Annotated in this window: 6 protein-coding genes and 1 pseudogene; 4 read left to right on the top strand and 3 right to left on the bottom strand. The window is 69.0% G+C overall.

The genetic code is table 11. The annotated features are described in order from the left end of the window. Both AC2VOP_RS21755 and AC2VOP_RS21750 read left to right on the top strand, forming a co-directional pair. Positions 1–4,319, top strand: a 4,319-nt coding sequence (locus tag AC2VOP_RS21755) for an amino acid adenylation domain-containing protein (RefSeq protein ID WP_486962892.1), incomplete at its 5' end; no start/stop codon positions are given. Then, the gene (locus AC2VOP_RS21750; protein WP_486962891.1) at positions 4,312–7,818 is read left to right on the top strand and encodes a non-ribosomal peptide synthetase; all 3,507 of its coding nucleotides are present in this window, start codon (positions 4,312–4,314) and stop codon (positions 7,816–7,818) included. The genes AC2VOP_RS21755 and AC2VOP_RS21750, both read left to right, overlap by 8 nt. Positions 7,819–7,835: 17 nt before the next feature. Here the strand turns inward: AC2VOP_RS21750 and AC2VOP_RS21745 are convergent. Beyond that, positions 7,836–9,200: pseudogene (locus tag AC2VOP_RS21745) on the bottom strand (SagB family peptide dehydrogenase); the annotation flags it as partial. Positions 9,201–9,313: 113 nt separating this feature from the next. Between AC2VOP_RS21745 and AC2VOP_RS21740 the strand changes: the two are divergent. Next, positions 9,314–10,672, top strand: a complete 1,359-nt coding sequence (locus AC2VOP_RS21740; RefSeq protein ID WP_486962890.1) for a salicylate synthase — start codon at positions 9,314–9,316, stop codon at positions 10,670–10,672. Positions 10,673–10,864: 192 nt separating this feature from the next. On the opposite strand, the gene AC2VOP_RS21735 is transcribed toward AC2VOP_RS21740, so the two are convergent. Both AC2VOP_RS21735 and AC2VOP_RS21730 read right to left on the bottom strand, forming a co-directional pair. After that, entirely contained in the window at positions 10,865–12,439 is a 1,575-nt protein-coding gene (locus AC2VOP_RS21735) for a xylulokinase (RefSeq protein ID WP_486962889.1), read from the bottom strand. Further along, positions 12,436–13,854 carry a pyridoxal phosphate-dependent decarboxylase family protein gene (locus AC2VOP_RS21730; RefSeq protein ID WP_486962888.1) on the bottom strand — a complete coding sequence of 473 codons (1,419 nt, stop codon included), beginning with the start codon at positions 13,852–13,854 and terminating at the stop codon, positions 12,436–12,438. The genes AC2VOP_RS21735 and AC2VOP_RS21730 overlap by 4 nt, the downstream gene beginning before the upstream one ends. A gap of 127 nt (positions 13,855–13,981) precedes the next feature. Between AC2VOP_RS21730 and AC2VOP_RS21725 the strand changes: the two genes are divergently transcribed. Beyond that, positions 13,982–14,468 (top strand): HrcA family transcriptional regulator (locus AC2VOP_RS21725; RefSeq protein WP_486962887.1); only part of this gene is annotated, 487 nt, incomplete at its 3' end.

Raw genomic sequence — 14,468 nt, 5'->3', positions numbered from 1 at the left:
CGTGGTCGGAACGGATCGCGGCGCCCACCGAATTCGACGCTATCTGCCGATCGGAGCGGCGCCGGCCGTTCGACCTGAGCCGCGGCCCGGCGCTGCGGGTCGTGCTGCTCACCGTGCCGGGGGAGACTAGGCGACGGATGATCGTCACCGCCCACCACATCCTGGTGGACGGCTGGGCGTTAGCGGTGTTCTTCACCGAAATGCTCGCGGTGTACCGGGCGGGCGGGTCATCGGCTGGCCTGCCTCCGGCGCGTCCCTACCGCGACTACATCGGCTGGCTGGCCGAGCAGGACACAGCGGCCGCGGTCGCCAGGTGGCGGGAGTATCTGCAAGCGGTGTCCGAGCCGCTGATGGTGGCCGACAGCAGCAGCAGCGCCGCCGTCGCCGGGGACGGCGTTCCGGTGAAGGCGCAACTGCTGCTGTCGGCCGCCGAGACGGCGCGGCTGCGGACCTGGGCGGCCGGCAGCGGCCTGACGCTGAGCACCGTGGCGCTGTTCGCCTGGGCCGTCGTCCTCGGTGCCATCGCCGACCGCCGCGACGTCGTGTTCGGCACCATCGTGTCCGGCCGACCGGAGGGCCTGGCCGGCGCGGCGCGCATGGTCGGCCTGTTCATCAACGCGGTGCCGGTCGTGCACCGGCTGACCACCTCGCCGGTGGTCGAGCAGTGCCGGCAACTGCAGCGTGAGCTGTCGGAGATGCGCGGCATCGGATATCTCAGCCTGGCGGAACTGCAGCGCGAACACGGCCGCGGGCCGCTGTTCGACACCCTGTTCGTGTTCGAGAACGCACCCATCGAGGACGCGATCCACCCGGTCAGCGAACCCGACGGAACCCGTTTCACCCCGGTGGGGATGGAAAGCCTGACGCACTACCCGCTGACCGTGGTCTCCCACCTGCACGGTGACGCGCTGCTGGTGGTCGTCGAGGCCGTTGCGGCGATGCTGCCGCACCTGCCGGCCGAGCAGATCGGGGAGCGGGTGCTCGGTGTGCTGCGCCAACTGCCCGACATCGCCGGGCGATCACCCGACGCGCTGGACATCCTCACCGCATCCGAACGCACCGAGCTCGCCGGTCTGGCCACGCCGTTGACACCGGGCCCGGATGCCACGGTGTGGGAGGTCTTCGAGCGGCAGGCTCATGCCACCCCGGATGCCGATGCGCTCAGCGCCCGCGCCGGCGAGCGCTACACCTACGCCGAACTGCACGCCCAGGCGTGCCGACTGGCCGGTGAGCTTGCCGCACACGCCGTGGGGTCGGAAACCGTTGTGGCACTGGCATTGCCGAGATCCCCGCGAGCTATCGTCGCGATCCTGGCCGTCTTCGCCGCCGGTGGCGCCTACCTGCCCGTCGATGCGAGTCTGCCCGCGGCACGCATCGCATCGATGCTGCGCCAAGCCGATCCGGCGTTGGTCATGACCGAGACCGGCTGCCCCGGTATGACCGGGCTCGGTGTGCCCGCGCTGGTCATCGACGACGCGGCGGTAGCCGAGCGCATCGCACGCCGCCCGGCCGTCGCACCCGCGGTGCTGCGCCATCGGCAGCAGGCCGCCTACGTCGTCTTCACGTCCGGCTCGACGGGTGAGCCCAAAGGGGTGGTTGGCACCAACGCCGCGCTGCTCGGCTACTTCGCCGACCATCGTGAGCGGGTGTACCGACCGGTGTCGGCGCGGCTGGGCCGGCCGCTGCGCATCGCGCACGCCTGGGTGTTGAGTTTCGACGCGTCATGGCAGCCGATGATCGGCCTGCTCGACGGCCACGCGCTGCACGTGTTCGACGCGGAGGAGATGCGCGACGCCGACCTGTTGGTGGCCGGGATCGCCGCGGAACGCATCGACATGCTCGACACCACCCCGTCGATGTTCGGGCAACTGCGCACCGCCGGTCTGCTGAGGCAGCCGCTGTCGGTGCTGGCGCTGGGCGGGGAGGCGATCGACGCCGCGCTGTGGGAGCAGCTGGGTGCGCTCTGGACGACCTCGCGAATCGCCGTCTACAACTGCTACGGGCCCACCGAAACGACGGTCGAGGCGGTGGTGGCCCAGGTCGACCAGTACTCGACGCCGACGATCGGTACCGCCAATGCCGGAACCGTTGGCTACGTGCTTGATTCAGCGTTGCGGATGGTGCCCACCGGCGTGGTGGGCGAGCTGTACCTGTTCGGGGTGCAGCTCACCCGCGGCTACGTCGACAAACCCGCCCTGACCGCTACCCGCTACGTCGCCGACCCGCTGCGCCCCGGCCAGCGCATGTACCGCACCGGGGATCTGGTCCGCAGGTTGCCGCACGGCGGGTTCGGTTACCTGGGCCGCGTCGACAGCCAGGTCAAACTGCGCGGTTATCGCGTCGAGATCACCGAGATCGAGGCCGCACTGCGCGAACACCCGGCGGTGGCCGACGCGGCGGTGTCGGTGCTGCGCCGCGCGGGGGGAGCGGCCCTGGTGGGGTTCGTGGTCTGGCATACCGACGGCGACCCGGTGGCGTTGCGCGCCGCGCTGACCGAAGTGCTGCCCCCGTACCTGGTTCCCGCCCGGATCGTCGCGCTGGCCCGTCTGCCGGTGAACGCCAACGGAAAACTGGACGCCGAGGTGCTGGGCAAGCTGGCCGAAGAAGCACTCAGGCCGGCCACGGGGTCCGGTGCCGGCACTGCCGGCACTGCCGGCACGGACACCGAACGGGTACTCAGCGAAGTGTTCGCCGAGCAGTTCAACGGCGTGACGCCGCAGATCGACGCCGACTTCTTCTCACTCGGCGTGGACAGCATCGTCGCCATCTCGGTGGCGCACCGGGCGCGTCGCCGGGGCCTGGCCGTCAGCCCGCGGATGGTGGTGACCTCGCCGACCATCCGCAGACTCGCCGCCGCCGTCGAGTGCGCCGACGCCGTCGAGTGCGCCGCCGGCTCGGAGGACACCGAGGTCTGCGCGGATTACGGCGCAGTGCCGCCACTTCCGGTGGCGTCCTGGCTGTTCGAGTACGGCAGCTATCGCCGGTTCACCCATACGGTTCTGCTCCGGTTGCCCGACGACGCCGACCCATCGTCGGTCGAGTCGGTGCTGCAGCTGCTGATCGACGGACACGACACTTTGCGTTCCATCCTGGTCGACACGCCCCAAGGGCCGCGCATGGTGACGCGGCAACCTGGTGTCGTCCGTGCCGCCGACGTGTTGACCCTGGTGTCGACACCGGCACCGGCTGACCCGGAATTCGCCTCGGCCATCACGCGGTGCGCACGCACCGCCAATGACGCGATCGACCCGCACCGGGGCGCGATGCTGCGGGCGATCTGGCTGGCCGGGGGCGAACGCGGCCACGTGCTGCTGATCGCCGCGCACCACCTGGTGGTCGACGTGGTTTCCTGGCACATCATGCTCGGCGAGGTCGCCGAGGCGTGGCGTGCGGTGACATCGGGTGCTCTACCGCGACTGCTGCCCGAGTTCACCGGGTACCGGCGGTGGTCGGAACTGTTGTGGCAGCGGGCCGCGACAGCGCAGGTGGCGACGCAGCGCGACTACTGGGCGGCCCAGCTACGCGGCCCCGACCCGCCGCTGGGCATTCGGCACCCCGACCCGGCGACCGACACCTGGTCGAGCCTGCGCGTCACCGCGGCGACCACCCCGGTCGAGGTGACCGAGCGCCTGCTGGCCCGCCTCGACGAGGGCACCGGCGTGCGCGAATTCCTGCTGACGGTGACCGCGATGACGATTGCCGGCTGGCGGCGGGCCCGAGCACAGGACTCGACCACGGGAACCCTGGTCGCCTTGGAAGGCCACGGCCGCGCCGACGACGTCCTGGACACCGACACCACCAACACCGTGGGCTGGTTCAACACCGTGTTCCCGGTGCGCCTCGCGGCAGGTGCCGCGATCGACGTCGACCAGGCGGAGAACGACCCGGCGGCCGCGCGGCGGCTGCTGGACTGCGTGACGGCTGAGCTGAACGCGATTCCGTGCGGGGGCTTGGATTACGGCCTGCTGCGCTACGTCAGGGGCGACCCGGGGCTGCGGGCCGACCCGCAGATCATGTTCAGCTACCTGGGTCGGCTGGATCTGGGTGGTCTCACCGGGCAACCGTGGTCGCTGGTCACCGGCGGCTACCTGGATGCGCTGCCGCACGACCCCGAGCCGGATCTGCCGCTGCGGTTCGCCCTGCATATCGGTGCGCTGGTGGGCAGTACCGAGCACGGCACCCAACTGGTCACCAACGTGCGCTGGAGCGACGCGCTGTTCACCGCGGCCGACATCGCTGCCTTGATTGACCTCTGGGAGCGCGGGGTCGCGGCGCTGGCGGCGTGCCTGGACGCAGCAGATCGGTCGCGCCGTGGGTGAGTGGATCGGCACGGGCGAACTCCGGCAGGCGGTGGCGGCTCAGCTCGGTTGTGCCGCCGGTGACATCGCCGACGACGACGATCTGATCCAGCTGGGCCTCAACTCGATCCGCATCATCGCGCTGGCCGGCGGCTGGCGAAAACAGGGCGCCGACATCACCTTCGCTCAACTGGCTGCCGAGCCCACCATCGGCGCCTGGCACGGCCTACTCAGCGCGGCGGAGCCGGCCGGCGCGGCGGCACAGGCCAGCCAGACGGACCCTCCCGGCGCGGCCAGCGAGGATGCGCCGTTCCCGCTGGCTCCCATGCAGCACGCCTACTGGATCGGCCGATCCGATGAACAAGAACTCGGCGGCGTGGCAGCACATCTCTACGTCGAATTCGACAGCGGCCCAGTCGATCCGGACCGACTCGAGCAAGCGGTGGGTGACCTCGTCGCCGCCCATGCGATGCTGCGGACCCGGTTCCTGCCCGATGGCACCCAACAACGGCTGTCCGCACCACAGCGTCCGGTGTTCGCCGTGGTCGACCTGCGTGGGCAGCCGAAGAAGGCGGTCGAGTCAACTCTGGCGCGCATTCGCGACACCAAAACCCATCAGCGCCTGCGAGTCGAAGACGGACAGGTCATCGACGTCACGCTGACCTGCTACCAGGAGAACTCCCAGGAGAGAAGCCGGCTGCATCTCGACGTCGACATGCTGGCCGCCGACGCGATGAGCTACCGGGTGCTCGTCGCCGATCTGGCCGACCTGTACCGGGGAGCGACGTTGCCGCAGTCAAGCTACAGCTACCGGCGATACCGAACCGAGCGCCGCGACGACGATGCCGCGCGCCAGCGAAGCCGCCGCTGGTGGCAGCGGCGGCTGCCGGAGCTGCCCGGCGGACCACAACTTCCGGTGGTGGCCGCCCGCGACCGTGTCGCGCAACGCACCGTGCGTTATCAGCACCGGCTGGGACCGCGGGCCAGGCAGCGGCTGATCACCAGCGCCCACTCGCACGCGGTCACACCGGCGATGGCCGTCGCGGCGATCTTCGCCGACACCGTCGGCGGCTGGTCGGCGCAGAGCAGGTTCTTGCTCAATGTCCCGCTGTTCCAACGTGAACCGGTGCACCCGGACATCGACCGGGTGGTCGGGGACTTCACGTCGTCTGTCATGGTGGAGGTGGACGTCACCGAGAACGCGTCGGTGGCCGACCGGGCCCGCGAGATCCAGCGACGGATGTACGACAGTGCGGCACACGCCGCCTACTCCGGCCTCGACGTGCTGCGCGACCTGGGCAGGTACCGCGGTGAACCGGTGCTGGCGCCAGTGGTGTTCACCAGTGCCCTCGATCTCGGTGAACTGTTCGCCGACAACGTCATCGGCGCGTTCGGTGAGCCGGTATGGATCGTCTCGCAGGCCCCGCAGGTGTTGCTCGACGCTCAGGTCACCGAATTTCGCGGCGGGCTGCTGGTGAACTGGGATGTCCGCGAATCGGCGTTCCCCCCTGGGCTGATCGACGCGATGTTCGCCAGGTTCACCAGCGCGGTCGACCGGCTGGCAGAATGCGATTCCGGCTGGGAGGCACAGGCGCTGGTGCAGCTGCCGGTCGGCCAGGCGCTGACACGTGCCGCGGTCAACGCCACCGAGGGCCTGGTCAGCGGGCGTTGCCTGCATCAGGGTTTCTTCGACAACGCCGCAGCCAACCCGGATGCCCCGGCCGTGGTGTGGGGGGTGGGTGAGCGGGCCGGGGTGTGCAGCTACGGAGAGCTTGCCGCGGGCTCGCTGGCGGTGGCCGGGGCGCTGCGCGACCACGGCGTGGGCCGCGGCGACGCGGTCGCGGTCCAATTACCCAGCGGAGCCGACCAGGTGCTGGCCGTGCTCGGGGTGCTGGCGGCCGGTGCCGCTTATGTGCCGATCGGAGTCGGCGAACCGGATACGCGACGCGCCGAGATCCTGCGGACCGCCGACGTCGCTGCGGTGATCGCGCTGGAGGATCCGAGCGCCAGCGGGCAGATCCCGCGCCTGTCCATCGATGCGGCGCGCCAGCATCGTGCGCCGCTGCGGGCGCCGGTGCTCGGCGACACCGACGACATCGCCTACCTGATCTTCACGTCCGGCTCGACCGGGCTGCCGAAGGGGGTGGAGGTCTCGCACCGGGCGGCGATGAACACCATCGACGCCGTCAACGAGTGGTTCGGCATCGGCAGCTCGGATCGAACGCTTGGGTTGTCGGCGCTCGAATTCGACCTGTCGGTCTACGACATCTTCGGCATGCTGTCCGCCGGCGGATCGGTGGTTACGGTCGAGCCGCAACAGCGAGCCGCGCCCGGCACCTGGGTGCAGCTGCTCCGCCGGCACCGGGTATCGATCCTCAACTGCGTGCCCAGCATTCTCGAGATGATCCTCGACGCCGGCGCCGGCCAGCTCGGCCCCGCGCTGCGGACCGTCATGCTGGGCGGGGACTGGGTCGGCGCGGACCTGGCCCGCAGGCTTGCCGAGCAGGCCCCCGGCTGCCGGTTCGCCGGACTGGGCGGTGCTACCGAGACGGCGATTCACGCCACCATCTGCGAGGTGGACGGCGAGCCGCCGGCGCACTGGGCGACGGTGCCGTTCGGCGTGCCGTTGCGCAACATGCGGTGCCGGATCGTCGCACCGTCCGGCCGCGACTGCCCAGACTGGGTTCCCGGGGAGCTGTGGGTCGGCGGCCCCGGTGTCGCGGCGGGTTATCGCAACGACCCGGTGCTCACAGCGCAGCGGTTCGTCGAGCATGACGGGATGCGCTGGTACATCACCGGCGACATGGCCCGCTACGTCCCGGACGGCAGCATCGAGTTCCTGGGCCGGGCCGACGACCAGGTGCAGATCCGCGGGTACCGGGTCGAACTGGGCGAGGTCGAGAACGCGCTGCGTGCACTACCCGGGGTGCGTCAGGCGGTCGCTGCTGTGACGGGCGCCGGTGCGCCCACGCTGGTGGCCGCTATCAGCGGCAATCCAGACGAGGTCGCCAGCAGCGACGCCGTCATCGCTACGGTCGCGGATCGGTTACCGGGCTACATGCTTCCCACTCGGATCGTGTTTTGGGATCGGATCCCGTTGACCCCGAACGCAAAGCTGGACCGGCGCGCCGTCGCCACCCTGTTGGAGGCGCAGACCCGACACACCGCAGACACCGAACGCAGCGCCCCGCGCAACGAGGTGGAGGCTGCGCTGGCCGCGATCGTCGCCGAGGTGCTGGGCTTGTCCGGCCCGGATTCGGTCGGTGCGCATCGTGACTTCTTCGCAATGGGCGGTGATTCGGTGCTCGCGACCAAGGTGATCGCGCTGGTGCGCGACTGGCTAGCGATCGACGATGCTGTGGTCGATGATGTGTTCGCCACCCGGACCGTGGCCAGCCTCGCCGAGCGGTTGCAGCAGCGCGAGGCGCAGCATGGCACACCGGAGCGGCTGGCCGCGGTCGCGCGTATCTACCTCGAGGTTGCGGCGATGACCGACGAAGAGGTGCTCGCGCAGGGCTGATCAGGCTGGGACCGCGGAGCCGACGCGGATCCGACAATGATGGCGCCGACGCTGCACTCCTGCCGCTCGTCGACTCCGGTGGCCGCGACGAACGCGGCGGTGTCGCCGAATCCTAGGGCGCACACGCCGAGGCCCATCGCGGTACCGGCCAGGTAGACCGTCTGCATCAGGGCGCCGACATCCTTGAGGACGGTCGCGTAACCGATCTGCTCGTAGGTCCACATCATCCGGGGGCATCGCGCCGCCATGACGATGAGCAACTGAGGCTCGACCCCCCCGGCCAGCGTCGCCGACGCCGGCGCCACCAGCTGCCCAACCGCCGCTGAATCCGCGTTCGCCACCGGGCGCAGCACGTGGTCGAAAGAGTCGTAGTGATACATGCCCGGCTTAAGGCCCGCGACGTTGCGCACCACCGGGTACAGCTCGAGTTCATAGATGCCGCCGCCGGAAGGGTAGGGGCGCGACAGCAATTCCTCGCCGGGGAAGACGGAGTGCGTCTGCCGCGTCCGCGCGCTGCGGTACAGCAACTCGGCCAGCTGGTCGACGGTGAGCGGGTGAGCGTCATTGAATGTTCTCGTCGAGACCCGGTCTTCCAACACGGCCGTCAGTGTCGGGTCCGCGGTTCGTCTGGCCGCCAGGTCGGGAACCGACAGCGCGACCGGTTCACCCGGATAGTCCGGCCGGCGCGCGGGGGGCTGCGCGAAGCGGCCCCTGGCCCATTTAGTCGGGCCGAAATGCTCCCACGTGACGGTGCGTTCGCCGAGCGTGCTGCGGCGGTGGAACCACAGCTCCGGGGCGCTCCAGCTCAGCGAATCGAATTCGCGGTCTTCGCTCCCGGCGCAGGTCGCAAAGCCGCACCGGTACAGGTCCGCGACGAACCGGGCGGCGACGGCGGTCGGGACACCGGAGTCGGTTGCGCCCGGCTGATCGAGCAGCGGCAGCAGGCGCCGGTCGTGGATCCGCAGATCGCACCACGCCATCGGATGTTCGAGCACCAGCCCAGCTGCATCACGATGCAGCACAGCGAATTTCGACAGCACTGTGGTTGTGGTGGCCGGTGGCTTTGGTGTGGGTTCGCCGAACGGCTGGATGGAATACCATCGCGTGCCGCTGTCGCAGACCGTGATCGCCAGCCAGCCGCCCGCGGCCAGCTGATCGAGCAGCGTACGGGTTTCGGCGCTCTCGGCGGGCGCCGACAGCGCCGAAACGGTTGCCGGGCCCAGGTTCAAGGTTGTGCACGCCTGACGTTGACCTTGGGTCAGCCGGGCCAGCTTCTCACTGCGGGGTGGTTTCAGCAGCAACGCCCCGGCGGGTGTCGCCACGCAGGTGACACCGGACGCGAACGCGTACCGGGTCTGATCTGGGTAGCCGACTGCGGGCACTGCCAACGTGTACTCCTTCTACCCGAACGAACGGCCACCACCCGCCCTCTAGCCTGCCCATCAGCGCCCGAGCGAACGAGGCGGTGTTCCTTTATTGATAGGTTAGGCTAGGCTTGCTAACCGTGCCTGTGGTCGGCGAAGCAGTTTCCGAGAACGCGGTGTCGATTCCGTTGCCCGCCGGTGTGGAGCCCGCTGACCTCGCGGCCGCGCTGGCTGCGGCACTGCCGGAACGCGACGGCGACGAGTACCTGCTCTACGAGCGTTCCGGGACGTGGACCCTGGCGATCGGTGAGCGCGCCGCGGTCGCGTTGGACAGCGACGTACTGCGCATCGGCTACGACGGCGTGACCCGGTGCCGGCCCTGGCAGGGACGGCCCGCGCTGGTTCTGGGTGAGGAGGTGGAGGAGGTGGACCGGCTGCTGCGCGGGACCGACCAGGTTTTCGGCTGGATCGCCTTCGAATTCGGTGCGTATCGCCTGGGTCTGCAGCACCGGCTGACACCGGGAACCACCCTCGCCCGGCTGTTTTGGCCACGCACACGCATCGTGGTCACCGCGGAGGAGGTCCGGTTGTTCGACGCCGCAGCTTCCCACCGCGCCGCGGTGGACCGGTTGCTCGCCGACGGCGTGCCGACCCTTCCCGCACCGCGTGCGGTCGACGTGGGCTTCGGGGCCGACTATCGGCGCCGGGTGTCGGCCGCGGTGGAAGAGATCACCGCCGGCCGTTACCGCAAGGTGATTCTGTCGCGCTGCGTCGACGTGCCGTTCGCCCTGGACTTCCCCTCGACCTATCGGCTGGGCCGGAGCAACAATACACCGGCACGCTCATTTCTGTTGCGGCTCGGTGAAATCCGGGCACTGGGTTACAGCCCTGAGCTGGTGGTCGCGGTGACCCCCGACGGTGTGGTGTTCACCGAGCCGCTGGCCGGCACCCGGGCACTGGTCCGCGACCCGGCAACCGACCGGCGGGCCCGGGAGCACCTGGAATCGGACACCAAGGAGATCGTCGAGCATGCCATCTCCGTGCGCGCCGCGATGGCCGAGGTGGCCGCGGTCGCCGAACCGGGCAGTGCAGCCGTCACCGATTTCATGACGGTGCGTGAACGGGGCAGTGTGCAGCACTTGGGCTCGACCGTGTGCGGACGCCTGGACCGGTCGCGCAACCGGATGGACGCGTTAGAGGCGCTGTTCCCGGCGGTGACCGCCTCGGGGATTCCCAAGCCAGCGGCCTTCGATGCCATCCTGCGCCTCGACGAGTGCCCGCGTGGGCTGTATTCGGGTGCGGTGGTGATGCTGTCTCCCGACGGCGGGTTAGATGCCGCGCTGACGCTGCGGGCGGTCTACGAACGCGGTGGGTTTACCTGGCTGCGGGCCGGGGCGGGCATCATCGACGCATCCAGCCCAAAGCGCGAGTTCGAGGAGACCTGCGAGAAGTTGGCCACGCTGGCGCCGTACCTGGTACCCCGGAGCTGATAGCCGCGCCGAGCGTGAAGTGGTTGCGAAAAAACCGGCGAAAAAGCGCAACAGTTTCACGTTGGGCGCTGGTCGGGTGGGCCGGCGCAGATGGAAAAGGCCAGAGCAGCCCGGCTCCTGCGCGAGCGTGCGTGTTCCCGGTCCGACACTCCGTGTCCGGACCGGGAACACGCACGCTCGCACTGGGAGAGGCTAGCTTCGCTGGGAGTTCAGCCGGGCGAAGATCGCCTGCTGGGCCTTGTACAGCTTGGGGAACTCTGCGAAAAGCCGGTCGTAGACGCCCCGATGGGCGACGGCCGGTGCGAAGACCCGGTCAATGGGGATCAGGTCGCGCAGCTCGTGGCGGTCGATTTCACCCATACCGAGGCCGGCGAAGAGCGCCGCGCCGCGCAGCTGCGCGTTGAGCGGGTCTGCCACTCGCTCCAGGGTGCGGTCGCACACGTCGGCGATGATCTGACACCACAGATCCGACCGCGCGCCTCCGCCGACGATGCGGATCGGGTTGCTGCTTTCCGCGAGCCGGTCGACGTAGCCGAGCAGCCAGCGGCTGTTGTAGGCGACCCCTTCCAGCACCGCGCGCACCAGGTCGGCGTTGCTGGTGGCCAGCGATATGTTGTGGAAGCCGCCGCGGGCGTTGCGGTCGTCGACGGGGGAGTGCTCTCCTTTGAGCCACGGGGTGAAAATCACTCCGTTCGACCCCGCCGGCGCGGCGGCCGCCAGCGCAGTGAGCTCGTCGTAGTCGAGGTCGGCGAAGAGGGTGTCGCGCAGCCACTGCAGGTTGCGGCCCGCCGTGTCCTGGTTGTTGACCAGTAGGTAGCTCGACGAGTCCAGGCCCGGCATCGTGGCCATCTGGTGGAACACGTCGGTTTTCTTCATCGGAAGCGGGCAGCTGATCCATGACGTGGTGCTGATCGGCATGTGCAGTTCACGCTCGCGCACCGCGCCGGAGCCCACCGTCGCGCTGTGCAGGTCGGGCGTGCCGGTGACCACCTGCGCGTCCGGCGAGATGTGAAGCTCGGCGGCCACCGCGGGCATCACCGTGGCGATGATCGACCCCGTCGGCACCAGCGGCGGCAGCTTCGCGCGGTCGACCCCGGACAACCGCACCAGCGTGTCGTCGTAGTCGAGCACGGCCAGGTTGCGATTGTCGGTCAGCCAGCAACCCATCATCGAAGCGGGCGACGCGGCAGCGCGGCCGGTGAAGCGCATGGTCAGGTAGTCGACGGGCTCCAGAAACCAGTTTGCCGCCGCAGCGACCGCAGGGTCGCCGTGCTGGAGATACAGTCGGTGACCGACCGGGTCGTCACCGTTGCGCGACGGCACTCCGCCGTTGCGGCGAAGCCAGGTGGCCACCACCCGCGCCCGGTAACCTGCTACGGGTCCGGCGAACGCCGTGCGGCTGTACCGCCCACCACGGCTGTCCATCCACATCAGGCACGGCCCCACCGGCGCACCGTCGGCGTCGACCGGAACCGTGCTGGCCCACTGCCCGGTGACGGAGACGCCCACCACCTGTGCGCCGGTGACGCCGCTCTCCGAAAGACCCCGTCGGACGGCGTCGCGGATGATCGTCCACCACAGCTCGGCATCCTGCGTGGCGGCACCGTCATCGCCGTAATCGGTTGCCACGGCGATGTGGTCGGACCAGACCACCTGCCCGTCCAGCGACACGAATCCGACCTTGGGGCCACCGGTGCCCTGGTCGACGGCGAGCACAATCCGCTCTGCCCGGCCGGTCGGTGCAGTCCCTGCAGGGGATCCGCTCATGAAATGGGCGGCACCGACTGCTGGGTGTCGAGCATCTGCTCCATGAACCCCTCGATGAACTGGGCCGTTTCGGCGGTCAGGCCGCCCGGAATGCCGCCGTACACCGCGCCGCTGACCGTCGGCTCGCCGGCGGCGTCTTTTTTGCGGGCGTATTCGACGGCGTCGTCGAGGTCGGCCGCGAAGGCCGCCACCACACCGGGCTGGGTCTGCGGGCGGGTGACCGCCATGTGGATCGCGTTGGGGTACTGCTGGCCGTTGAACCGCCAGCCTTTGGTCTTCATGGCGTCGGCCACGTGGTAGATGTCGAATTCGTCGGAGCGGAAGCTGAAGCAGAACGTCGGGTTGCCGATGATCTTCAGCTCGGGATGCGAGCGCACCACATCCTGCATGGCGAAGGCGGTTTCGAAGATCGCCTCGGCGTACGTGCGGTATCCCTCCCGGCCGAGCTGCACCATCGACGCCCAGGCGGAAGCGACCAGGCCGCCCGAGCGGGATCCCTCGATCCCCGGTGACATGTACTTCCCGCCCGTCCAGTCCGGCAGGTAGAAGTACTGTGCGTTGCGGTAGGCCTTGTCGGCGAAGAGCAAGGTGGAGGAGCCTTTTAACGCATAGCCGTATTTGTGGGTGTCGGCGGAGATGCTGGTGACGCCCGGGACGCGGAAGTCGAAAACCGGTATGTCATAGCCGAGTTCCTGGCCGAACGGCAACACGAACCCGCCGAGGCAACCGTCGACGTGCAGGCCCACGCCGCGGTCGAGGGCGAGCTGCCCCAGCTCGGTGATGGGGTCGACGGTGCCGTAGCCGTAGTTAGGCGCCGAACCCATGATGGCGATGGTGTTCTCGTCGATGTTATCGGCCACCCAGTCCACGTCCACCAAGGTGCTCTCCGGGTCGATCGGCGCCTTGCGCAGCTCGATGCCGAACAGGTGACAACCCTTGTCGAAGGCGGGATGGCCGGTCTCGGGTTTGATGAAGTTCGGCTTGAAGTTCGGCTTGGTGGTGCCTTTACCTTGAGGCTGCTTGGCGGCGTGGTCGCGGTAGGCCAGCAACGCGTGAATGATGCTGCCGGTGCCGCCGGTGGTGATCATGCCGGCCGGTTCGGAGCCGGTGACGGCCTCGGCGTGCATCAGGTCGAGCGCCATCGCGATCACCTCGCCCTCGAATTTGGTTGCCGACGGGCAGATGTCGCGCTGGAGAATATTCACGTGGGCGAACAGACCGAAGACCTCGTCGAGGAAACGGTAGTGCTCGTGGTCGCCGCAGTACATTGTGCCGGAGATCCGGCCGGTCTCCCAGGTGCGGTCCTCCTCGGCGGCAATCGTGCGCAGTTCCGCGAGCACGTCGTCACGTGACCGTCCCTTCTCGGGCAGCACGCGGTTGACCGTAAAGCGGTCTGTGTAAGGGAAATCGGACATGCGTTGCCTTCCTGTTCTCCAGCCCTGGCCCCCCGAATAACGACATTATCCCACTATATTCCAGGCGAAGTTGCGCGTGTCGTTGATGTAACCCGGTCGACAACATTAGCCGCCGTAAAATGGCCGCGTGGGAATGGCTGACGACCGTCGTTTCGAGGTGCTGCGCGCCATCGTCGCCGACTTCGTCGCCAGCAAGGAGCCGGTCGGCTCGAAGACGTTGGTGCAGCGGCACAACCTCGGCGTCTCATCGGCCACCGTCCGCAATGACATGGCGGTGCTGGAGGCCGAAGGCTACATCACCCAGCCGCACACCAGCTCCGGGCGGGTTCCCACCGAGAAGGGCTACCGCGAGTTCGTCGACCGGATCGAAGAGGTCAAACCGCTGTCGTCGGCGGAGCGGCGGGCGATCTTGTCGTTCCTGGAGTCCGGCGTCGACCTCGACGACGTGTTGCGTCGCGCAGTGCGCACCCTGGCCCAGCTGACTCGCCAGGTCGCTGTGGTGCAGTATCCGACGCTGTCCACGTCGACGGTGCGCCACCTGGAAGTGGTCGCGCTGACCCCGGCTCGGCTGCTGCTCGTGGTGATCACCGACTCCGGCCGGGTGGACCAGCGCA

It is taken from the genome of Mycobacterium sp. TH-M106 (genome assembly GCF_057473765.1).
The sequence above is the reverse complement of the archived record's forward strand: the minus strand, read 5'-3'. Positions and strand labels throughout refer to the sequence as shown.